General features: G+C 41.8%; 15 protein-coding genes and 1 tRNA gene. 10 read left to right on the forward strand and 6 right to left on the reverse strand.

The window, feature by feature from the left end; all coding sequences use genetic code 11:
* Positions 1-159 precede the first annotated feature (159 nt).
* The 5 genes from HPC41_RS18730 (at position 160) to HPC41_RS18750 (ending at position 7,575) form a co-directional block, all read left to right on the forward strand.
* On the forward strand, positions 160-1,179 hold the full coding sequence (locus tag HPC41_RS18730; protein ID WP_172395545.1) for a SusE domain-containing protein: 1,020 nt from the start codon (positions 160-162) through the stop codon (positions 1,177-1,179).
* Positions 1,180-1,187: 8 nt separating this feature from the next.
* Positions 1,188-3,047 carry a glycoside hydrolase family 13 protein gene (locus HPC41_RS18735; RefSeq protein ID WP_172395546.1) on the forward strand — a complete coding sequence of 620 codons (1,860 nt, stop codon included), beginning with the start codon at positions 1,188-1,190 and terminating at the stop codon, positions 3,045-3,047.
* Positions 3,048-3,080: 33 nt separating this feature from the next.
* A complete protein-coding gene (gene pgmB / locus HPC41_RS18740) occupies positions 3,081-3,728 on the forward strand; it encodes a beta-phosphoglucomutase (protein WP_172395547.1) in 648 nt (215 codons plus the stop codon).
* 111 nt (positions 3,729-3,839) lie between these two features.
* On the forward strand, positions 3,840-6,149 hold the full coding sequence (locus HPC41_RS18745) for a family 65 glycosyl hydrolase domain-containing protein (protein WP_172395548.1): 2,310 nt from the start codon (positions 3,840-3,842) through the stop codon (positions 6,147-6,149).
* A gap of 100 nt (positions 6,150-6,249) precedes the next feature.
* Positions 6,250-7,575, forward strand: coding sequence for an MFS transporter (locus HPC41_RS18750; protein ID WP_172395549.1), 1,326 nt, complete (start codon positions 6,250-6,252; stop codon positions 7,573-7,575).
* Between the two features lie 191 nt (positions 7,576-7,766).
* Here HPC41_RS18750 and HPC41_RS18755 read toward each other — a convergent pair whose 3' ends face one another.
* The gene (locus HPC41_RS18755) at positions 7,767-11,720 is read right to left on the reverse strand and encodes a hybrid sensor histidine kinase/response regulator transcription factor (RefSeq protein WP_246250867.1); all 3,954 of its coding nucleotides are present in this window, start codon (positions 11,718-11,720) and stop codon (positions 7,767-7,769) included.
* Between the two features lie 373 nt (positions 11,721-12,093).
* On the opposite strand from HPC41_RS18755, the gene HPC41_RS18760 reads away from it, so the two are divergent.
* Together HPC41_RS18760 and HPC41_RS18765 are read left to right on the forward strand one after the other, a co-directional pair.
* Entirely contained in the window at positions 12,094-15,078 is a 2,985-nt protein-coding gene (locus HPC41_RS18760; protein ID WP_172395550.1) for a SusC/RagA family TonB-linked outer membrane protein, read from the forward strand.
* 40 nt (positions 15,079-15,118) lie between these two features.
* A complete protein-coding gene (locus HPC41_RS18765; RefSeq protein WP_172395551.1) occupies positions 15,119-16,690 on the forward strand; it encodes a RagB/SusD family nutrient uptake outer membrane protein in 1,572 nt (523 codons plus the stop codon).
* Between the two features lie 546 nt (positions 16,691-17,236).
* Here the strand turns inward: HPC41_RS18765 and HPC41_RS18770 are convergent.
* Both HPC41_RS18770 and HPC41_RS18775 read right to left on the reverse strand, forming a co-directional pair.
* Positions 17,237-17,310, reverse strand: a tRNA-Pro gene (locus tag HPC41_RS18770).
* Positions 17,311-17,474: 164 nt separating this feature from the next.
* The gene (locus tag HPC41_RS18775; protein ID WP_216660828.1) at positions 17,475-18,038 is read right to left on the reverse strand and encodes a porin family protein; all 564 of its coding nucleotides are present in this window, start codon (positions 18,036-18,038) and stop codon (positions 17,475-17,477) included.
* Positions 18,039-18,297: 259 nt separating this feature from the next.
* Between HPC41_RS18775 and HPC41_RS18780 the strand changes: the two genes are divergently transcribed.
* From HPC41_RS18780 to HPC41_RS18790, 3 genes are read left to right on the forward strand one after another with little or no spacing between them, the layout of a single operon-like run.
* Entirely contained in the window at positions 18,298-18,831 is a 534-nt protein-coding gene (locus HPC41_RS18780; RefSeq protein ID WP_172395552.1) for an RNA polymerase sigma-70 factor, read from the forward strand.
* Positions 18,828-19,955 carry a FecR family protein gene (locus HPC41_RS18785; RefSeq protein ID WP_172395553.1) on the forward strand — a complete coding sequence of 376 codons (1,128 nt, stop codon included), beginning with the start codon at positions 18,828-18,830 and terminating at the stop codon, positions 19,953-19,955. Before HPC41_RS18780 ends, HPC41_RS18785 begins: the two co-directional genes overlap by 4 nt.
* A gap of 34 nt (positions 19,956-19,989) precedes the next feature.
* Complete coding sequence (locus HPC41_RS18790) at positions 19,990-21,684, forward strand: peptidase associated/transthyretin-like domain-containing protein (RefSeq protein ID WP_172395554.1); 1,695 nt, start codon at positions 19,990-19,992, stop codon at positions 21,682-21,684.
* A gap of 165 nt (positions 21,685-21,849) precedes the next feature.
* Here HPC41_RS18790 and HPC41_RS18795 read toward each other — a convergent pair whose 3' ends face one another.
* From HPC41_RS18795 to HPC41_RS18805, 3 genes are all read right to left on the reverse strand, one after another.
* The gene (locus HPC41_RS18795) at positions 21,850-22,302 is read right to left on the reverse strand and encodes a KTSC domain-containing protein (RefSeq protein WP_172395555.1); all 453 of its coding nucleotides are present in this window, start codon (positions 22,300-22,302) and stop codon (positions 21,850-21,852) included.
* A gap of 54 nt (positions 22,303-22,356) precedes the next feature.
* Complete coding sequence (locus tag HPC41_RS18800) at positions 22,357-22,578, reverse strand: VF530 family protein (protein WP_172395556.1); 222 nt, start codon at positions 22,576-22,578, stop codon at positions 22,357-22,359.
* Between the two features lie 84 nt (positions 22,579-22,662).
* Positions 22,663-23,181 carry an NADPH-dependent FMN reductase gene (locus tag HPC41_RS18805; protein ID WP_172395557.1) on the reverse strand — a complete coding sequence of 173 codons (519 nt, stop codon included), beginning with the start codon at positions 23,179-23,181 and terminating at the stop codon, positions 22,663-22,665.
* Between the last annotated feature and the right edge of the window lie 165 nt (positions 23,182-23,346).

Here is a 23,346-nt window from a genome sequence, read left to right on the forward strand (position 1 = left end):
TATGCCAGAGCCGGCTTTTGACAGGTGAGCTCTTTGCTGATCGATATAATGAACCGGTAGTAGACAATGATTGAACAGCTGAAACACGGGAGCGTTCATCAGCTATTGAAACGAGATCATTTATACCGATGGGCCTAAACACTTATAAATATTAAATAGATGAAAATTAGACACTATATCGGATTGATGCTGCTATTTATAGTCGCCTTCCAGAGTTGTAAAAAAGACGAAACGCAAGCAAGATTGGCTAGTAATGATGCCGTAAAACCGGCAGTATTTAACCTTGATAAGACCAACTTAAGCTTGTCGAAAGATAATGCGAATGATACAGTATTACACCTCAACATAATCCAGCCTGACTTTGGTTTTCAAGCTGCGGTAACCAATGTGCTACAGTTTGGCCTTAAAGGGGACAATTTTAAAACGGTAAAGGAAGTAGTTATTCCGAGTGGCCGTAGCGCCATGGGTTTTACGGGGTATGAACTGAATAGCTACTTACTTGCCTTAGGTGTGCCAACTGGGAAAGCCTCTGAATTTGATGTTCGCCTCAAGTCAAGTATCAACACGAAAATTGCGGCCGTATTTTCTGCTTCAGCAAGTCTTAAAGCAAGTCCATACGCGTCCACTAGCTATTTGTATGCCATAGGCGCGTACGAAGATTGGGTTGAGGCTAATGCCGAATCGTTGATTTCGCCGACGAGCGATGGAATCTACACGGGAATAATCAATTTTCCAGAAGGAAAATTGACATTTAAACTGACACCTGAACGGAATTGGAGTAATTCGTATGGAGAGACAGAGCCGGGTAAAATAGTTTACAATGGCGGTCAAGACATTAAGGCTCCGCGCACAGGAAATCTCGAACTTCAGGTCAATACCAACACAAATACCATCTCATACAAAGACCATAGCTGGGGCGTAATTGGTAGTGCGACGCCAAAAGGCTGGGATGCAGATACCGACATGAAATACGATAATGCGAACCAGGTCTGGAAGCTCACCGTCAACCTAACTGCTGGCGCGATCAAGTTCCGCAAGAATCACGACTGGGGGACCAATTTTGGTGGTGCAAATGGAAGTTTAGTTGCAGGTGGTGGCGATATCGCAGTAGCAAGTGCAGGTACCTATGATATTGTCGTTGACCTGAATGCGAATACCTACACTTTAACTAAGAAATAATGCCGATTATGCTGAAAAAAACAATAACGCTTACCACAATTGTTGTGGCACTAACAACCCTTGGATGGAGCCCCTTATTGGGGCAATCCATTCAGCGCGTAGAACCATTAAATTGGTGGGTAGGAATGGAAGATCCGACTGTGCAGCTTGTCGTCTATGGACCTCAGATTGGAAAAAGTGAGGTACAGGTAGAGGATAAAGGGATAGAGCTGATGAAAATCAATCGTGTAGAAAATCCCAACTACCTGTTTTTGGATGTCAAAGTTACTGCTTCGGCTCAACCGGGCTGGTCAACCTTTACCTTTAGCCAGGGAAAGAAAAAGCTAACTTACCGCTATGAATTAAAACAAAGAGACCAAAGGGTAAAAGCGCAAGGGGTAAATAGTACGGACTTGATCTACCTGATTATGCCTGATCGTTTTGCAAATGGCAATAAGGCAAATGACCAAGTAAAGGGCATGCTGGATATGAGCTTAAACCGGGATTCGATGTACCTGCGTCACGGTGGTGATCTGGATGGGATCATCGGTAAGCTGGATTACTTACAAGATCTTGGCGTGACATCGTTGTGGTTAACACCCGTGTTGACCAACGATATGCCGCAAGCGTCCTATCACGGCTATGCCAATACCGAAACCTATCATATCGATCCTCGATTTGGCAGCAACGATACCTATGTGCAATTGGGCGAACAGCTGCATAAGCGTCAGATGAAATTGATTTTTGATGTGGTACCTAACCATATCGGTAGCTATCATTGGACGGTGAAAGACAAACCAATGTCCGATTGGCTCAATGAATGGCCAAGCTATACACAGACGTCCTACAAAGATCAGACTGTTTTCGATCCGTATGCATCGGCAGACGACAAAAAGAAAATGGTCAAAGGCTGGTTTGTCCCCACTATGCCAGATATGAACGAGCAGAACCCTTATGTTCAAAACTATTTGACCCAAAGTCACATCTGGTGGATAGAGACTGCGGCAATTGATGGATTTCGTATCGATACCTACCCCTATAATGATCTTGATTTTATGGCTAAATGGACCGATCGAATCCAGCAGGAGTACCCTAATTTCACTTTTTTTGGCGAAACCTGGGTGCATGGCGTCGCTAACCAAGCTTATTTTCTTGGCGGAAAACGCTTAGGTCAGGATGTGGATTCTAAGTTGATGGGCGTCACGGATTTTCAGCTGAATTACGCGATCGGTGATGCGCTCAATCAAAAGACCGAATGGACCGCAGGCGCGAATAAATTGTATTCTACCTTGGCCTCAGACTATCAGTACCCGACACCTGAGCGCAATGTACTGTTTTTGGATAACCACGATAAAGATCGTTTTTTCTCCGTTGTGGGCGAAAATGTACAGAAATACAAATCGGCCATGGCCTGGCTAATGACGACAAGGGGTATCCCGCAATTGTACTATGGTGCGGAGATTCTGATGAAAAATTTCTCCAATCCCGACGGCTTATTACGGGAAGATTTTCAAGGCGGTTTTGCGGGTGACAAATTGGATAAGTTTAGCCCTAAAGGGAGAACAAAAGCGGAGCAGGACATGTGGAGCTATGTGCAGACCTTGGCCAATTATCGAAAACAACATGCCGTTTTACAAACCGGTAAAACGATGCAGTATGTACCCGAAGATGGGATTTATGTTTATTTCCGTTATAACGAGCAGCATACGGTCATGGTGGTCATGAACTGTAATGATACAACGAAGGAGCTCAAATTGGATCGCTTTAAAGAGAGAAACAATAATGCAAAATCCTATTTCGACATTATCCAAAAACAAGAGACTAGTCCAGCTGACAATACCTTGAAGTTGGAAGCTTATGAGACTAAAGTCCTTGAGCTTAAATTTTAACACGAATTAAAATTCTATATAGTTCATTTTTCAATGATTAATTATAATACTGTAAAAGCCGTAATATTTGATTTGGACGGTGTGTTGGTTGATACGGCAATCTACCATTTTCAAGCTTGGCATAGATTAGCGGAAGGCTTGGGCTATTCGTTCAGCATTGTCGACAACGAACAGCTGAAAGGTGTTAGTCGCATTGAATCCCTGGAGTTGATTTTGAAATGGGCAGGACTGGAAAAATCCAAAACGGAAAAAGAAGAGTTGCTGCGGCAGAAAAACCTATGGTACTTGGAGCTGATCGAGCAGCTTAGTCCAGCACATTTGCTTTCAGGAAGTCTGGACCTGCTAGAAAAGCTGCGGGAAAAGGGAATTAAAATTGCACTTGGCTCGGCAAGTAAGAATGCATTGGGCATCCTTGAAAAGACGGGAATTGTCGGTTATTTCGACGCCCTGATTGATGGAAATGCGGTTCAGTTGTCAAAACCCAACCCCGAGGTTTTTCTAAAAGGAGCCGAAGCATTGGGGACAGCAGCAGCATACTGTCTCGTTCTGGAAGATGCCCAGGCCGGAATAGATGCTGCCAGGGCAGCAGGCATGCAAGTAATCGGGGTAGGACAAGCCGAGAACCTAAAAGGAGCCGATTTGGTGGTGGCTGATTTAGGGACCTTAGTAGATAAATTTTAACGTATAGTAGCAATTTAGTTGATGATACTGCGATGTAAATGATATTGGATTGGCATACAATACATTATCATTTATACAGGGCTCTCATTAGGTATTGAAAAAAGTAAATCAATGAAAACATATATTAAACATAACCCTTGGCAAATAATTGAGGATACATTTCGTCCCGAGCATAATGAGTTTTCGGAAAGTATTTTTGCCATAGGCAATGGTCGCATGGGGCAGAGAGCCAATTTTGAAGAATATTTTAGCGGCAAGAGCCTTCAAGGCTCTTATCTCGCAGGTATCTATTATCCGGATAAAACGCGCGTGGGCTGGTGGAAAAATGGTTACCCGGAGTATTTTGCAAAAGTCATCAATTCCTTCAATTGGATCGGTCTGGATATTGCGATCAATGGTCAACGATTAGACTTGGCACAGGTAACCGTCCTATCGTTTGAACGTCGGTTGGATATGCAGCGTGGTGTGCTGCAGCGTAGTTTTGTGGTACGGATGCATGATGGGGTCGAAGTTAAAGTAGAAGCAAGCCGTATGTACCATCTTTTTGCGTCTGAAACAGCCTCCTTGCAATATCAAGTACAGGCACTCACAGCAGATGTCACAATTGAGTTGACCTCTTTTTTGGATGCAGAGGTGGTCAATCGAGATAGCAACTACGATGAGAAATTCTGGGAGCCATTGGAACAGGGACAGCAAGGGCAAAATCTTTTTGTCTCCTCGCGGACGAAAAAGACAGGCTTTGAGGTATGTGCCGAACTGGAAACGCGCGTCACAGGAACCGATGGAGTTATCGAGGCCGGTGAGATCGTTTCAAAAGACGGCTATATGGCCCAACGTTATACGGCAACAGTCGCTAAATCACATACACTTTGTGTAGAAAAAAGAGTAGCGATCATTACTTCCGAAAACCATGTCGCTGAAAAATTGAGGACGGTAGCTACAGGACGATTGACGGACCTAAGGGCATTTCATTTTGACCAACTGAAGGAAAAGCAGGCAAAGGCTTGGCAGGCAATCTGGGACGAAAGTGATATCGAGATTTTTGGCGATGTAGCTGCACAACAAGCCATTCGCTACAATATCTTCCAACTCAATCAAACGTATACGGGGGAGGATGCCCGACTGAATATCGGTCCAAAAGGATTCACGGGAGAGAAGTATGGCGGAGTGACCTACTGGGATACAGAAGCTTATTGTATTCCATTCTATCTGGCCACACAAACACCTGAAATTGCGCGCAATCTACTTTTGTATCGCTATCAGCAGCTTGATAAGGCGATTGAAAATGCAGGAAAATTAGGTTTCAGTAATGGAGCAGCCCTTTTTCCGATGGTCACTATTAACGGGGAGGAATGTCACAATGAGTGGGAGATTACTTTTGAAGAAATACATCGCAACGGCGCAATTGCCTTTGCCATCTACAATTATGTGCGTTATACAGGGGATAACGATTATATCTGGTCACACGGATTGGATGTATTGATCGCAATCAGTAGATTTTGGGCTCAACGTGTCAATTGGAGTACTGACAAGGAACAATATGTGATGTTGGGCGTAACAGGGCCTAATGAATACGAGAATAATGTCAACAACAATTGGTATACCAACCGGATTGCCTCCTGGTGCCTGGACTATACCCTGACCTGCCTCCGGAACTGCGAAAAATCCCGAGCCGAAATTTTTACAGCATTGTTAGCGAGACTGAAATTAACTGCTGATGAACAAAACCATTGGCAGCATATCATCGACAAGCTCTATTTTCCTTACGATGAAAAGAGAAAAATCTTTTTACAGCAGGATGGTTTTCTGGATAAAGAATTGATCCCTGTGCAGGAGCTCGATCCATCGCAAAGGCCAATCAATCAAAAATGGAGCTGGGACCGTATTTTGCGCTCCTGCTATATCAAGCAGGCAGACGTACTGCAGGGCTTTTACTTTCTGGAGGAGCATTTTGATGAAGAGACATTGGACCGACATTTTGAATTCTACGAACCCCTAACTGTACATGAAAGTTCGCTTTCGCCTTGTGTTCACGCTATTCTGGCGGCCAAACTGGGTAAGACTGCCAAAGCATATGAATTTTATCTACGTACATCACGTCTAGATTTGGATGATTACAATAACGATACTGAAGATGGTCTGCATATCACATCGATGGCAGGCACATGGATGACTATTGTTGAAGGTTTTGCAGGAATGCGTGTTAAAGATGGACGGCTCTATTTAAACCCAATGTTGCCACCGGAGTGGAAGGGCTATAAGTTCCGTATCTTGTTTCGTGGGGCGACACTGCTGATTGCAGTATATGCCGATTTTTATACCATCGAAAACGTCAGTGATACACCAGCCCATATCCAGACAGCTGCAGAAGTGTTCGTGTTGGCTGGACATGGAACAAAGCAGATTTCGCAGGTTAGATAAACCTAAGTTTTCAGCGGTGAAAGACAAGCGCTTTCGCTGCTGAAAATCGAAGTTAAATGGTAATTAAATTGTATTTTGTCTTAAATTTTGATAGCCTATTATGGGAAATAAACCTGAATTAAGTATAAGCCAGGTCGTTAACATGAGTTTTGGGTTTTTAGGAATACAAATGGGCTTTGCTTTACAGAACGGCAATGCTTCGCGTATCCTACAGACTTTTGGTGCCGATGTGGAGCATCTCTCATTATTTTGGTTGGCAGCACCGATAACTGGTATGATCGTTCAGCCTATTATTGGCCATTATAGTGACCGGACATGGGTTCGTCTTGGGCGTCGCCGTCCTTATATATTGGTGGGTGCCTTACTGACAACATTGACGTTGTTACTCATGCCAAATGCAGCTTTATTTACAGCCTTGCTTCCTCCACTTTGGATCGGAGCAGGTCTACTGATGTTTATGGATGCATCGATCAATGTAACCATGGAGCCGTTTAGGGCGCTGATAGGAGATAACCTGCCGAGCAGTCAGCGTAGTCTTGGATTTTCGGTGCAGACCTTCCTCATCGGTATCGGAGCGGTCGTAGGATCACTATTGCCCTATATCTTAACAAACTACTTGGGCTTTTCCGGTACTGCGGCACCGGGGCATGTCCCCGCAAATGTAATTTACTCGTTTTATGCTGGTGGATTGGTACTACTATTGTCCGTATTATGGTCGGTGCTCAAAACGAAAGAATATAGTCCGTCGGAACTGAAATCATTTGCTGAAAATAAAACTGAAACAGCTGAAAGTACTGCTGCTTTTGGATTAAGTACCATCGTTCGTGATATCAAGGAGATGCCGGCAGTTATGAAGAAATTGGGCTGGGTACAGTTTTTTTCCTGGTTTGCATTATTCATGATGTGGGTGTATACAACACCGGCTATTGCTGAATCTGTCTTTTATCTAAAAGCTGGAAGTCGCCAGGATCTTTATATGGAAGCCGCCAACTGGGTAGGTGTGCTGTTTGGGATTTACAACGGAGTTTCGGCGATCTATGCCCTGTTTATCCCTAAAATTGCAAAACGCTATGGACGCAGTAAAACCCATGCTTTTGGACTGATTGTGGGCGGTCTTTCGCTGATCTCATTGTTTTTGATCAAAGATGCTACGTTGCTTGTCATACCGATGCTTGGTATTGGCATCGCCTGGGGGAGCATACTGGCCATGCCCTATGCCATCTTGAGCGATCATTTGCCGCCAACGAAAATGGGGGTATACATGGGCCTTTTTAATTTTTTTATTACACTGCCGCAGATTGTATGTGGGTTCTTCGGAGGGATGATTATTAAATTCCTCTTCCAGAGCCAATCCATCTATGGCTTGTTGCTGGCAGGGGTATTTATGTTTTTGGCAGCCTTTTTTGTTCCCAAAAGTAAGCAATAATTTAAAGGACTGCGTTTGACATCATGATGTCAAACGCAGTCCTATTTAGCTATTCCCAATAGCTATCGTTACTCAGCTCACAGCATAATCGCAACTACAAATCCTTAGGATTTACCGTACTTATTCTCTTCTGCTGCCATTCCGATGGCTCCGGGCCCCGCCTTATCCTTGTATACTGTTTGTTCGAATGATCAGCTGTTTTCAGTCATGTAAACACTGGGAGGCATTCCATAATGTTTATGGAAATCCCTTGAAAAATTGGATTGTACCGTATAACCGACCATGGTAGAAATTTGGGTAATGTTATATTCCCTTTGAACAAGCAACTCAGCTGCTTTCTTTAAACGCGATATATTGATCAATTCGTTGGGCGTGAGGTCAGATAAGCCTTTAATTTTACGGTATAGGGTTGGCCGGCTCATATTCATTAACCGTGCCAACTCGTCGACATTGAGATCTATGTCTGAAATATTGGCGTAGATCACGGTGTTGAGCTGGCTTATAAAATCCTTGTCTGGGGCCGAGACATTGATATCCTTCAGATTGGAAACGGAAGAATTGGTGAAATAGTTTTTGATGATCTTACGGTTGTTAAGGATGTTTCGTATCTGTACGGTCAGGAATTCTAGGGAAAAAGGCTTTTCAATATAGGCATCAGCACCAATTTTCAAACCTTTAATCTTGGAATCGAGTGCATTCTTAGCTGTCAGGAAGATGACCGGAATATGGCTGTATAGGATGTCGCTTTTGATACGTTTACATAAGGCAAGGCCATCCATAATGGGCATCATGATATCTGTCAAGACGAGCTGTACATTGTCCTGGTCTAATATTTCAAGCGCTTCGGCTCCGTTGCCCGCACGCAGAATGGTGTAATCTGTTTTTAGCTCTTTATTGAGGTAAGCCAGTATTTCTTTGTTGTCTTCGACGATGAGGACCACGGGTTTTTCGGTACTTTCATCCTCTTTCGGATACAGTTTGTCCTCATGATCTGTTTCTTCGAGGAAGGGAATGTCAAGCGACTGTTCCTGAAGGATTGGCAGTGAGAGTAAAAAAATATTGCGGTTTTGTTCGGTATATGCTAAGGATAAAGTTCCTTGATGCAGTTCGACAAGCGAGCGGGAGAGTGGTAGACCAATGCCTGTACCAGTATCCTTGTTTGATTCATTCAGCCGATAAAAAGGTTCAAAGATCTTTTCTCTCTTCTCGAATGGAATAATATCGCCGTCGTTTCGAAACTCTATATTAAACATAATGTCGTCACTGTTGAATGGAAGCAATTTGATATGCACCTGCTGGGTGGCATATTTTATGGCATTATGGATCAAGTTGGTGAATACCTTGCGCAAGGCTTCTTCGTCGACTTGGGCAGTGAGTGTAATCCGCGGCAAGGAAAGATCATATTGCAACATCTTTTCTTTCGCTAGAACGTTTAGGTCATTGAAAACGTCAAGTAGCAAGCTGTTAATGTCCGTTTTTGTAAAGATAAGGCTCATATTATTTGTTTCTGCTTTTCTAAAGTCCAAAAGCTGATTTGTAAGCCTAATCAGCCTCGTTGTGTTTTTTTCGATCAAGGCAAGGTCGTTTACCGTATCTTTATCCTCCTTAAATTGATGTGTACGGATGAGTTTCTCCAATGGCATCTTAATTAAGGTCAGTGGTGTGCGGATCTCGTGAGCGAGATTGGTAAAAAACTCCAATTTGAGATTATAAACTTCCTGTTCTTTTTTACGTTCGTAGCTATCCATTTTTTGCGTGTTATTCGCTTTGATGAGCAAAAAATAATAGCGCAAAATCAATAACACAATCGTGCTAATGACTAAAAAGTAAAGGATGTATGCCGAGAGAGATGACCACCAGGGCGGCGAAACGACAATACGTAATTCTTTTTCCATCGGATTCCAGATACCATTGTTGTTAGCGCCCTTAAATTTAAACGTATAGTTTCCAGGGGGAAGTTTATTGTAATAGATTTTTTGACTGCCGGTAATATCCGTCCAACCTTTGTCATAACCTTCCATAATATAGCGATAGACATTACTCTTTGGGGAAACAAAGCTCAGGGCCGCGATATTGAAGCTGATATTGGAACTGTCGTACGGCAAGTGGATCTCTTTTGATAGCGAAATGGACTGTTTTACGATGCCATTTTCACGGACAGGTATACTTACATTGTTGATCTGAATGCCGCTAATGAATATAGGTGGAATAAAGCTGTTCTTAATGGATTTTGTCGGGTTGAAGCTGACCATTCCTTTGATCGTGCCAAAATATAATGTTCCGTCGTTATCTTTGAAAGCTGAATTATAATTAAACTGATCTGCGGGAAGTCCGTCTCTCGATGTATAAATGACCCTACGGGGGACATCTTCATCCAGTCTGACTAATCCACCACCTGTTGAGATCCATATGCTGTTATTGTCATCTTCCAAGACTTTAAATACTTGATTGGAAGGTAAACCGGATTCGGTCAGATAATTGGTGAAGCGTCCATTACGACGGTATTTCGAAAGGCCGCTTTCGGTGCAAAACCAGAGGTTTTTTTTACTGTCTTCAAATAAGCCATTGACGTAATTATTGACGAGCGTATTTTGTTTACCCTGCTCGGAAAGCAAATGCTGTATCTTTCCCGAACGGCGGTTATACTGATAAACACCGCTGCCATAGGTATTGACCCAGAGTATACCATATTCATCTTCATACATGCCTTGGATCCATGCTGTAATGGGGAGGAGGTCAAAACTGTCGTTATTTTTGTTGTAAACGTATAATGCGCGGTCTGTCCCAACAAGCATGCTGTTGTCCCTGGATTTATAGATGCAAACGGCAAAGCGGCTTTGTAAAGTACCTTTGCCGATACGGTCATAGTGCTTTTTTAATTTTCCGGTCTTTACGTCGAGTATATCCAGACCATGTGTTGTGGAGCCTACCCAAAGATCATCGCCGATCGTTGCCAAACCATGAACATTGTTATGCGCAATACTTCCCTTTTTGCCATTGGCGACAAAATGCTGAATCTGTTGTGTTTGAGCATCTATTTTGTTTAGACCACCATCCTCTGTACCTATCCATAAATTTCCATAATTATCTTTTTTTATATCATGTACGATATTTCCTGATAGAGCCGATTTTCCAAATCCGGATAAGTACTTTTTGAAATTGTCGAATTGGTTGCTGTATTGGTTAACACCGCCGAAAAACGTTCCAAACCAGATGTTATTTTCACGGTCCCGATAGAAATTCAAAACAGCATTGTCAGAGATGGCAAATGGATTGAGCAGGTCTTTTTTGATGTGCTGGCTCTGACCTGAGCGAATGTCATAGGTGTATATTCCAGTCTCTGTTCCGATCCAGTATACCGATTCTGTCTGTTGAATAATGCAATTTGCCTGGATGACTTTGTCCGGGTAATGGTTTGCAAATAGATTTTTTAACGTGCCATTTTTAAAATCAAACAGGTAGGCTGAATTGATCGTCCCCACCATGAGGAGGGAGTCGTTGATGGCGTAAACGGTCTTGGTGTTGGCCAGTGCTTTCCGGTCTGTTTTTTTAAGCGCAATCTGAATAAATTTGCCAGTTTTGACTTGATACCGTTCGATTGTACTGTTATTGTCTGTAGTCCATAGACCACCTTTTTGGCTACTGGTAATGGCCACTAGGCTGTTTCTGTTTTGATCGAATGCAACGACATCTGTCGTGTAAGGATTATAACGATACAATTTCCCATTGGAAAGCAACCAGATAAAACCGGCGTATTCATGGATGGCATTGACCTCACCAATCGGTATTCGATTGAATGGTTTGAAGTTTTCTTTAACCGGGTCGTAACAATAGGTGCCCCGAGTCGTTCCCACCCATAGCAGCCCTTTACTATCAGTAAGGATACTTAAGATGGATGAACTTCCGATGCTGGAGGGATCCGAAGCATTGTGCCTAAATATCTTAAATTGATTCCCATCAAAACGATTGAGACCATTCCTTGTTCCTAACCATAGGAATCCCTGTGTATCTTGTGTAATACACTTAACAGAACTGTTGGAGAGACCATCGTGGGGTTGATAATTTTTAAAATAGAGCGATTGTGCCCGCAGGTTGCCCCATGCGAGCAATAGGGATAGGATAAGTATATAGGTTATTCTTCTCAAAATTTATAAACTCACTCTAAAAGTAATCAATAAAAAAGGAAAAAAAGAGTTTTGTTGATACGTTATGATATAAAAATGAGACGCTGTGATTGGAGGTAAAACAATGATTTGCTGTATTTTTATCATACGATAATAACCAAAAAGTAAACTTATGCCTTGCCCTAAAATTATGACAGCAAATTGTTGTACCCTTATTTTTCAGCGCGCTACCTATTTCTATTTGACCTGGATGCAAAAGTTATTCAGGGGATTAACTTTCTGTGGGGATTGATCAAGAGGCTCTTCGTTTACGCAATATTTTTAAATCACTTAACGAAAGTTGAGCATTGTTGCTCAGGATAATAAATCAATTAAACCATCAATTTAAAAGCGTATGAAAAACAGACTACTTGCGCAATGTGTAATGATGCCGACATTACTGCTTGTAACCTTTATTGCGGCCGCCCAAACGCGGGTGTTAAAGGGAAAGGTTGTGGATGAGACCCAAAGTCCATTGACAGGCGCTACGATTAAGGTAAAAGGGAGCACCACGGCGACGACTTCGGATGCTGAGGGAGCTTTCTCCTTGAATATTTCAAATGATGCCAAATCATTGGAAGTGACTTACATCGGTTATGCTTTGAAGGAAGTTCCAATTGTAGGTAACGACATGACCATCGCCCTTGAGCCTAGTTCAGACCAAGGACTGGAAGAAGTGGTTGTCATCGGTTATGGTACCGCCCGAAAAAAAGATTTGACCGGCTCTATGGTGACCATCGGAGCAAAGAATTTCAATAAGGGCATTATGACCAGTCCCGATCAATTGATCCAGGGAAAGACACCCGGCGTAATGGTTATTAACAACACTGGGCAACCCGGCGGATCGACAACCGTACGGATCCGGGGTAATTCATCCATTCGGGCAAGTAACAACCCCTTATTTGTTTTGGATGGTGTTCCTATGTCGGGCAATTCGCCATTACCCGAAGGTCGTGGAGGATTTTCATCTGACAGAGGTAATCCATTGACGTATCTGAATCCTGGTGATATCGCGAGTATGGATATCCTGAAAGATGCTTCTGCGACCGCAATTTATGGGTCTCGTGGCGCAAATGGTGTCGTTATTATCACGACCAAAAAAGGAAAGGTCGGCTCGCCCGAAGTTTCCGTAGGTGCATCAGCGGGGGTATCGACGATGCGTGAATATCCAGATGTCTTGAATGCAGCACGATTTAGAGAGGCGTTAAAGTATTACACACCATCGGAAGCTGCCGATTCTGATTTTGGGGACAATGAGGATGCTTTTAAAGCCATTACAAGGAAAGCGATTACCCAAAATTATTACGCAGACGTGGCTGGAGGTACAGAACATGGAAAATATCGTTTATCTGGTGGTTATTTGAACCAAAACGGTATTATCCGGGGTTCACAATTGAAAAAATATACAGCTAATTTTACAGGCAACTTCCGCTTTTTGGAGAACAAGAGACTGGGACTTGATTTCGCTGTATTCCTGACGCAAATGGATAACAAATATGCGCCTATCAATGCAACAGTAGGCTCTGAAGGAAATGTGATCTCTCAGGCTTTACAATGGAATCCGACTCGTCCTTTACGTGATGCCCAAGGTAATTTGACATTCGTCAGTTCGACAACCCGAAATCCGTTAACCAGCATTGAAGCATTTCGGGATTTGGCAACAACCAATACAATGGTCGTCAACGTAGCTCCATATTATAAAATTACAGATGACCTAGAATATCGCTTTATCTACAGCGCAATGCGGCAAACAGGAAATCGTGAAGGTATGTATCGGGCCGGACTTATCGATCCATCGGCAGTGAATAACGAACAAGCATTTATTTCGAATAATGGGGAGACTAATCTACAGATGACCCACATGCTTTCCTACAACAAGCAAATTAATGAGGATTGGAGTGTAAATGCTGTAGCAGGATACGAATACTTGGATTACAATTTTAATAATAATATCGCTTTTGGAGGTGGATTTCGTTATATGGGATTGGATTATTTTGATTATCTCCAATATTCATCGGTGTCAACCCGGGAAGTCTCATCGTATAGAAGTCCTACAAATCAACTACAATCGCTTTTCTTACGGGGTGGATTTAATTATTTGGATCGTTATCTCCTTACAGCGACTGTAAGAAGGGATGGTTCCACTAAATTTGGATCGAACAACAAATATGCGATGTTTCCATCCTTAGCCGTAGCTTGGAATGTTGCTCAAGAAGACTTCTTAAAATCAAGTGGAACTTTTGATCAGTTAAAAGTAAGATTGGGCTGGGGAAAAACAGGTAACCAAGAGTTTCCATCAGGTGCATCTTTGAACAGATTAGTCTTTGGGAACCAAAGTGTAAGTCAGGCTAACTACGGTAATCCAGATCTCAAGTGGGAAACCTCAACCACCATAAATGCTGGTATTGATTTTGGAATACTTGGCAACCGTCTGTATGGTTCAATTGATTATTTTAATAAAAAGACGACGGACGCACTATTTGAACAGACACTCGCTCAGCCAGCACCTGCAGGACGTATCTGGGTGAATTTGGATGGTGAAATCGTTAATAAAGGGGTGGAAATTGCCCTGACAGGAACGATTATCAAAAATGACAATTGGACTTGGGACTTAACCGGTAATGCCACCTTCCTTAAAAACAGTGTCAGTGGTCTAGTCGGTTATTATGAAACGGGCGCATTAAGAGGACAAGGATTTTCGGGCGTATTGGGACAACGTATGGTGAATGGACAGCCGCTGAATGTTTGGTACCTGGCCGATTACCAAGGAATCGATCCGCAAACTGGTATGAGCATGTACCGTGGGCAAGACGGAAGCATTAGCACAACAAATGATCCGGCGATTAATAAATTCTACATGAATAGCCCAAATCCAACCACTTTATTGGGTATCTCGACTAACGTAAATTATAAACAATTTTCGCTAGCAGCCAATATGAACGGCGCATTGGGGCACTACTTATTTAACAATACAGCGGCTACAACCTTAGGTTTAAGTAACTTGTCCTCCAGAAATATTGGATCGGCCTTTTTTGATACAGCTGTGAAAGAATCTACGTCCAATTCAGCTGCACCATCAACTCGTTTTCTGGAGAAAGGTGATTATTTAAAGATGGCTAACCTGACATTAAGCTATAAAGTAGGGGATGTTGGAAAGACACTCAAAAATCTTAATGTATCATTGACTGGTCAAAACCTTTTTATTATAACTAAATATACAGGTTTTGATCCTGAAGTGAATACAGATGGAGCTACAAATGGCATTCCTTCCCTGGGCATTGAATACTTGCCTTATCCTCCAGCGAGAAATATACTATTGGGTGTTAATTTCTCACTATAGACCGTTAGCAGATATCATTGGATAATAAAATATGAGACAGATGAAATTAAGAACATTATTATATATCGGAATCATTGGTTCGGTTGTATCAAGCACCTATTCTTGTACTAAACTGAAAGAAGAGTTTAAGGGAGAATTGGAAGAAGGAACATCTAATGTTGATCCTGGAAGCCTTTTAATTACCGCTTATAACTCATTGAATACGCCTTATCAACAGGAACAACGCTGGGTGATGCAGGAAGTATCTACAGATGCAGCCATGGCCCCCACAAGGGGCGGTGACTGGGACGATAATGGGATGCACCGCGCGATCCACCTTCACACCTGGAATGCAGACAACGGTTACATGAATAATACCTTTGTAAGCTTGGGAACGGCAATTTATAATGCCTCTAATGTCTTACGCTATAAGCCTAATGCGCAGCAAGCTGCAGAAGCCCGATTTATTCGTGCGCTAACCATGTTTGATATGTTGGATCTGTATGGGGTAGTGCCCATGCGTGAAGGAGAATCTTTTGATGATTTTAGGATAGCGCCGGAGGTACTGCAACCGCAGGCGGCCATAGATTACATGGTGAAAGAACTCAATGAAATTTTAAGTAGTTTGCCAGCAAATGGTCCAAAGGCGGCTTATGTGGCTAATCGGAATGCCGCTAAAACCTTGCTGATGAAAATCTACTTGAATAAAGGCGCATTTTTGAATAGGCAAGCACCTGCTTTCGCAGCAGATGACATGAATAAAGTAATTGCACTAGCTAAGGAAATTATTACGAGCGGGGCCTATACAGTTTCTGCAAAAGGAAAATATTTTGATAATTTTGCTCCTGATAACGATGAAAAGTCTACGGAGAATATCTATACCTTGTTCAACAAAAATGGAGAACGAGGTGGAAATGTGGATCGTACTTGGAATACAATAGCCCATTATAATATGAATCCTGGCGGGTGGAACGGCTGGTGTACGCTCTCAGATTATTACGATAAATTCGCTGCCGCGGACGAACGTAGGGGTATTTACTACGAGTACGCTGCAGATACAACGTCGAATCGAAAAAAAGAATTCGGACGCCAAAATGTGGGCTTTTTTGCAGGTCAGCAATATAATTGGAGTACAAATAAGCCATTAATGGCACGTAATCCGTCCAGCGCACCATTATCCTTTACGCGAGAAGTGACAATCCGTACATCTGGTGCTACGCTGGAAACGGCAGGTATCCGTCCAATGAAATATGCATTTGATTATGGCGTTACGGGACAACGAAATAACGACTGGGTAGTCTTTCGTTACTCGGATGTGCTGTTAATGCAAGCGGAAGCGATTTTGAGAGGGGGTACTGGTGCGGCTGGTGAGGCCCTGGCTTTGGTCAATAGTATTCGTACCAATCGTGGTGTGACTAATTTAACAGCCTTGACATTGGACAATTTATTGGATGAACGTGCCCGTGAACTGTATTGGGAAGGCTGGAGAAGACAAGATCTAATCCGATTTGGCAAGTTTTTACTGGCTTGGCAGGAAAAGGCTGCGGATCCGGATCCGAAAACATTGTTATATCCTATTCCGAGCCAACAGATAGCGGTTAACCCGAATCTGAAACAAAATCCAGGTTATTAGTAATAGCAAAAAACTGTTTGCTAATTTTTAAGTTGTAAAGGTATCTGGATTACTGGTGTGTCTCAGTAATCCAGATACCTTTTTCATTGGACAATCTTACTGCCGTCAGAGCTATATTGTTCGGCTATCATTCTGTGGTGAAACGAGTCTCCTTCGAGATATCGCCGTATCTGCTTCTCCATGTGAGCGAGGTGAGTCCGTACTGAGTCCGTGTTGAGTCCGTGTTTAACTCGGACTCATTGCTTGATCAACCCGGTTTTATTCCGCTCTTACCTACTCTATGTGTCGAAGAAGGGGTATAGTGGTTGCGAAGGAAACTCGAATCAGCATCAACAAACGTCAAAACACGGACTGTGCTGATAAAGACTACTTGTTGGGAACCTTTAACGTTAGCAGGAAATGGTTTATGGCTTATACAGGAAGGTCTGATTGTATCAAAGAATTTAATTTATCAAAAGGTTTCCCGTTACATTCGACAGGTGCAATCATGCTCTATAATCTAAAGACCACTTAATTACGTTAATTAAGTGGTCTTTTATTTTTATGTCGGGATGGCCGGATTTGAACCGACGACCTCCAGCACCCCATGCTGGCGCGATACCGGGCTACGCTACATCCCGAGTTATTCCAACAGTAGTGGATAGGATAATCCTATACTAAGTCTTTCAGGAATATTTTTTTGTAGCGCTAAAATAATAATTATTGACAAAAAATAAAATCTAAATAAAAAAAACACCATTTTTTTTGAAATGGTGTTTTAAAGTTGTTTTTAAATGAATCACGATTAGAATTTATAGCCAACCATAATGCCAATCGTTTTGTTCTTGGCGTCCAACGTTTTGTCCACGCTTGTGAATCCATGACTGTAGTAAGCGTCTACGGTAAAGCGGCTGACGTCTATCCCAATTCCTGCCCTTCCGTCAAGAGAGAATTTCTTATAGTCGGTCGTCGCGCTGGATTTGACAGTTTTTAAATCATAGTTTAATTGCGGTCCTAATAAGCCACGAAGGTTGAAATCGCCATTTTCTAAAAATTTATAACCAACTTGTAATGGAAGATTAACCTGGTAAAATTTAGGTGTCTTCTGTATGTTTTCAAACGTATATTCCTTCCGCAATAAACTGGCACCGATACCAGGCTGAAAGAAGAGACGATCCCCGACACGGGCAAATGCAGCGACAGAAACGCCTACTTTACCATTATTATCCTTAACGGATTTGTTCCCAAATGATGTCATGTGATAGTTGCTCCCTATTTGTATACCATAGGTCACTTCCTGTGCTCGCGCTGTACCTGCTATTCCTAATACTGTCATTGCCAATAAGGCCGCTTTGAATGTTGTTTTCATCTTTAATACTATTTTTGTTTTCTATATTCTAATGCACTTTTATGTTATGACAACGGAAAGCCGTTATACCCTTAGAAAAAAACAATTTTCTGTTTTCAGATAATTAACTTTAGTTTCTATTTGTATAAGGGAGATGGGATGCTACAATAGGCCGTTATTCTAACCAAGAAAAAAAAGTAAAAAAATAATAAGGGTAATAGCTACTTGGGATGTCTTAGTAATAAAGTAGATTGTTTAATCAATAGGATAGAGTTAACCGATGTCGGAAAATAAAGAAAAGAATTTCGAGCAGCTTTTTCGGGCGCATTACAAGGAATTGCATCGTTATGCTTTTAGGTACCTAGGGGATAGTGATGGGGCCGAGGAGGTCATACAGCAAGTATTTCTGCGATTATGGGAGAAAGATTGGGAAGAGCTGATTCATACTTCACTGAAGGCCTATCTATACCGTGCCATTTATAATGAAAGCATGAATGCCCTTAAGAAGGAGCAACGTAAGCTTAAATATCAGTCTTATGAACAGCATAGGCAGGGGTGGGAACCAGCTGTAGATGAAAGCAGCAAGGACCTCGATAAAAAGTTAAGGGTGGCACTTTCTGGTTTGCCTGAAAAGAGTAGGACTGTATTTGAATTGAGCCGTTTTCAGGAGATGAAATATAAGGATATCGCAGCAACATTAGACCTGTCGATAAAAACAGTGGAAGGACATATGAGCAAGGCTTTGCGTCACTTACGTATTGAGCTTATGGACTATTTGACGTTGATTATTTTCTATATCATCTATATACTATGAATAAGGAATTACTGGAAAGATATATCGTTGGGAATACCAATGAAGCAGAGAATAATAGGGTACAAGGTTGGTTGGATGAACATCCTGAGAACCGGGCCGAATACCAAAAAATGAAAAATGTATTTCTATCTTATCTATATGCGATGAATAAGGAATTGTTAGAAAGATATATGGTTGGGGAAACGAATGAAGCCGAGCGTATGATCGTAGAGGAATGGTTGGAAAATGATGCTAATAATAGGGAGGCATATTTGCAAATGAAAAAGTTATGGGATAGCTTACCCAAACCCCTGGAGGTGCCAGAAGTGGATGTGGATAAGGCTTGGACTGAATTTAAGATCGCTAGGGACCGGAGAGCTTCGGAACTTACCGGAATCTCCAAAAAGAAGACAAGAATCATTCATTGGAATTGGTGGGCTGCAGCAGGTATTTTGCTTATCTGCATGTTCGGATTCTACGTGTTTGACCGTTCACAACGGGAGGAAATACATTTTATAACCCAAGACGGTGTACGTCAGGATTCACTACCTGATGGGTCGATGGTAACACTCAACAGAAATAGTGAATTAGCCTATTCAAGGACATGGAGCAATAAAAATAGGAATGTTGAATTAGCGAGAGGAGAAGTGTTCTTTCAGGTGCATAAAGATAAAAAGCATCCTTTTGTGATAGCAACAGGCAATACGAAGATTACCGTACTGGGAACGAGCTTTAATGTGCGTCGCATTCCGGATGCAACAGAGATTATTGTCGCTACAGGTTTGGTTAAGATAGCTTATGCAGATAAAGAGATCTTGCTGCGACCTGAACAGATGGTAACGATTAGGGATACAGACACCATGAGGGTTGAGAAGAAGCCTGTTCAGGATAAATATTATAAATACTATGTAGACAGTAAGTTTAATTTCGTGAATACACCATTAAAGGATGTCGTTCAGCTGCTTAACCGTGCCTATGACTATAGGGTTATTATAGATGATCCTGCTCTTGAAAAAATACCATATACAGCCGAATTTGAAAAGAATAGTTTGGCAGAAATACTCAAGGTGATGGCAAAGAGCTTGGATTTAAAGGTCGAGGTCGAAGGCAGGGAAATTCACTTGATAAATATTCAAAAGCGCTAATATGTCTCCGAAACAACATCGTATAAAAAACGTCATGATATTATTTTTTAGCAATCGAATCAGATTATATATCCTATTTACACTGCTATGCTCCTTTCAATGGGGGCTAGCGCAGCATAAGCTCGCCGACGAGGTGCAGATGCCTGCTTTTTCAAAAACTACGGTCGGCGAAGTCTTTCAGCTATTAAAGGAACGGCAAGACGTCTTGTTTTCTTTTAATGGAAACATTTTACAGATGGATAGTATCATTTCTCCGAAGGCATTTAAGGGAAACTTGTATGACTATCTCGATGGGATTTTGGGCAAAGAATATAGCTTTAAAGAACTTGGAAAACATATCATCGTCCAGTATACGCCACAGCGTATGTCTGTAGATTTTGAAGTGCAGACCCCGGGAAAAAATAAAGTCGTTATCACCGGTTATATCAAAAATATCCGGACCAACAACCCGATTTCCAATGCAAGCATTTTTGACCGAAGTGCTTTGCTCTCTACTTTGACGGACAAGAACGGTTATTTTGAATTGGATGTCAAGAAAAAGAATAGTCTGATCGCTGTTAATGTGAGCAAGGAAATGTTTCGTGATACTAGTGTGATGGTTATCTTTCCTATTGAAGCGCAGGTTGGAGGTAAAAAGAAACGCGAATATGGTTATTTTGAGGGTTATGAGGAAGATCATGGTCTTTATAAGTCATTTTTCGGAAGGGTCTTTTTGTCTCCTGCACAACGGATTCAGAGTATGAACCTTGGCGGTATGTTTTTATATAGCCCTTATCAAATATCCATGACACCGGGATTAAGTTCGCATGGCTTTATACGGTCCCAGATAGTCAATAAATTTTCATTAAATATTATCGGCGGAGCGACAGCCGGTGTGAAAGGTGTGGAACTGGGTGGGGTATTCAATATCAACCAATATAATATGCAGGGCTTTCAAGTGGCTGGGGTATTCAATACGGTTGGTGGAAATGTAAGCGGAGTACAATTAGCGGGGGTAGGGAATCGGGTTTTTGGGATTTCAAAGGGAGTTCAGATAGCGGGTGTATTGAACAAGGTCGATACCGTTCGAGGTGTCCAAATAGCCGGAATTGCAAATACAGCACGACAGGCAGCGGGGACGACGCAATTAGCAGGGGTATTGAATAATAGTAGCGACGATGCGGGTATTCAAATTGCGGGAATTGCGAATAGGGCCAAAAAGGTTAAAGGGTTTCAGCTCGCGGGAATTGTTAATATCGCTGACAGCAGCGATTATCCAGTTGGCTTATTGAATTTTATCAAAAATGGAGAAAAAAATCTATCGTTGTTAATAGATGATGAAAATTATCTCGGGCTACAGTTTCGTTCAGGAGGACGGGTACTCTACAGTATATTGGGAGCTGGGGTAGCTCTTGTTGATGATGGTCCCTCTAAATATGCTTTTGAAGCAGGGTTGGGGGCGTTGTTACTGAATAGATCTAAGTTTGCGCTTCGCGCAGAAATTACGACACGCAATCATCTAACAGATAAATTTAAACTGTTGGATAATCATCAATCTTCTTTGCGTATTATCCCAGCCTATAAACTGACCGATGCCTTGTCCATATTTGTAGCACCAAGTTTCAATTATGCTGAACGGGATGAGAATACTGTACCTATTGGTGGTACTCGTTGGAAAGCTTGGGGAAGAGACCATACAAGAAATACATTTTACGGTGGTGGAATAGCTGGCCTAATGCTAAAATTATAAAATTAAAACTATTTGAGCTAGTCAGCTGTTATATAGATAGCTTTTAAACATTTAACATTTTACATAAGCGCCCTTGGTTATTACAACAAAGGGCGCTTATGCTTTTAGCCAGTATGCGGTCAATAGACCCGTCTATATAGTGTACGTATGAAATTTACGTTTTTATTATGCGACAACCGTGGATGTTTTCAGCACATTCCGATAAGGATAGGAATGAAAAACATGTCTACGCGCAAATCGTCCTAAAGAATCTGCATTGACAAATTTTACATAATCATTTCGTTGGACACCAAAGTATTCGTATTGACTGCCATCGTGAAAGGTGATCGTCAATATTTGGGCTTTCCAATCAATATCCTGAATACCCGAATTCGTAATTGTTTCTGTATAAATGGGCAATTGTTGTTCAATAGTTTCTGGGCAGATGCTTACCAAAAAATGATAAGCTTCGATCATTTCTACACTCTTTTGTTCAGCAGCCAAACGACCTTCTTCGTCATTGACAAATTTATCCGGATGACATTCTTTCATTATCGTCCGATAGGTGGATTTTAGGGTCTTAAGATCCGCTGATTTATCCACATTTAACAACTTTCGGTAGTCGGCAATTTTTTTCATGGCTGCAAAGATATGCTTAATAATCAGATTATTTGCATTAACATGGAAATAAGGTTATTTTTTGCCCAAGGTTTTGACATAGAGCTGTTCAACCTTCTCACGCGCCCAAGGCGTTTTCCGTAGAAAAGTTAAAGAGGATTTTATACTCGGGTTTTCATTGAAACATCGGATGGCTATCCTTTGTCCAAGTTCTTCCCACCCATAATAGTCTACGAGATACGTGATGATAGTATCTAATCGTTTCCCGTGTAATGGATTATTGACTTGTTCTTGCATGTTGTAAAGTTAGTAATCTTTGCACATTTAATATGATTTTTATTCCATTGCTATAGCCCTATAGATGGATTCAATAGCGTTTAATTAGGATTTCTTGAGCTGTTCTGCAAGGGCATCAAGTTCTTGATCGAGCTTCTCGTCCCAGATATTTCCCACTGCGTCTAATTTTCCTTTTACCCCCTGGATAAGCAAGTTTTTTCTAGGATCAAGCGGTGCTCCAAGTCCCTGCATGATCCGCTGTAATTCGGCATGCCCCGTTTCGCCTTGTGCAGACGCGGTAATAATGGAGACGGGTTTGTCTGTAAAAATAGTAGTCGCAGCGCACCATTCAAACAAATTTTTCAATCCACTGGGTACACTGAAAATATACTCTGGGCTGCTGATCAATACGAGATCCGCATCCTGGATGACCTGACGTAGCGCAATGATTTCTATTGGTGGCTGGGAGGTGCTTTCCTCTGGGTCAAAATGCGGCAGTTCTTTTAAGCGGTCAAAGAGCACAAGATTAATCTCTGGATTTAACTTGTGTTGAAGATGACGTACAATCTGATGATTGGATGAATGTTCGCTTGCGCTGCCTATTATCGCAAATATGGTTTTCATTGAATATATTTACTTGAAGGCCCAAAGGCCCAACATTGTTTAATCAATTTATTTACACGCTATGCGAGTTGCGTCGTGTAAGATTTGAAGCGGCTAATTTACGATAATGGATCTAAAACAATACAGAAAAATACGGTAATTATAATTTTAGACGATATACAAACA

This window comes from Sphingobacterium prati, from assembly GCF_013167215.1.
Taxonomy (GTDB): domain Bacteria; phylum Bacteroidota; class Bacteroidia; order Sphingobacteriales; family Sphingobacteriaceae; genus Sphingobacterium; species Sphingobacterium prati.

Bases quoted from the DNA above. Each gene is read 5' to 3' on its own strand.
- HPC41_RS18730 (WP_172395545.1), top strand. From the start codon at position 160: ATGAAAATTAGACACTATATCGGATTGATGCTGCTATTTATAGTCGCC.
- HPC41_RS18785 (WP_172395553.1), top strand. From the start codon at position 18,828: ATGAATAAGGAATTACTGGAAAGATATATCGTTGGGAATACCAATGAA.
- HPC41_RS18800 (WP_172395556.1), bottom strand. From the start codon at position 22,578: ATGCAAGAACAAGTCAATAATCCATTACACGGGAAACGATTAGATACT.
- HPC41_RS18775 (WP_216660828.1), bottom strand. From the start codon at position 18,038: ATGAAAACAACATTCAAAGCGGCCTTATTGGCAATGACAGTATTAGGA.
- HPC41_RS18795 (WP_172395555.1), bottom strand. From the start codon at position 22,302: ATGAAAAAAATTGCCGACTACCGAAAGTTGTTAAATGTGGATAAATCA.
- HPC41_RS18805 (WP_172395557.1), bottom strand. From the start codon at position 23,181: ATGAAAACCATATTTGCGATAATAGGCAGCGCAAGCGAACATTCATCC.
- HPC41_RS18735 (WP_172395546.1), top strand. From the start codon at position 1,188: ATGCTGAAAAAAACAATAACGCTTACCACAATTGTTGTGGCACTAACA.
- HPC41_RS18765 (WP_172395551.1), top strand. From the start codon at position 15,119: ATGAAATTAAGAACATTATTATATATCGGAATCATTGGTTCGGTTGTA.
- HPC41_RS18780 (WP_172395552.1), top strand. From the start codon at position 18,298: ATGTCGGAAAATAAAGAAAAGAATTTCGAGCAGCTTTTTCGGGCGCAT.
- pgmB (WP_172395547.1), top strand. From the start codon at position 3,081: ATGATTAATTATAATACTGTAAAAGCCGTAATATTTGATTTGGACGGT.
- HPC41_RS18790 (WP_172395554.1), top strand. From the start codon at position 19,990: ATGATATTATTTTTTAGCAATCGAATCAGATTATATATCCTATTTACA.
- HPC41_RS18745 (WP_172395548.1), top strand. From the start codon at position 3,840: ATGAAAACATATATTAAACATAACCCTTGGCAAATAATTGAGGATACA.
- HPC41_RS18750 (WP_172395549.1), top strand. From the start codon at position 6,250: ATGGGAAATAAACCTGAATTAAGTATAAGCCAGGTCGTTAACATGAGT.
- HPC41_RS18760 (WP_172395550.1), top strand. From the start codon at position 12,094: ATGAAAAACAGACTACTTGCGCAATGTGTAATGATGCCGACATTACTG.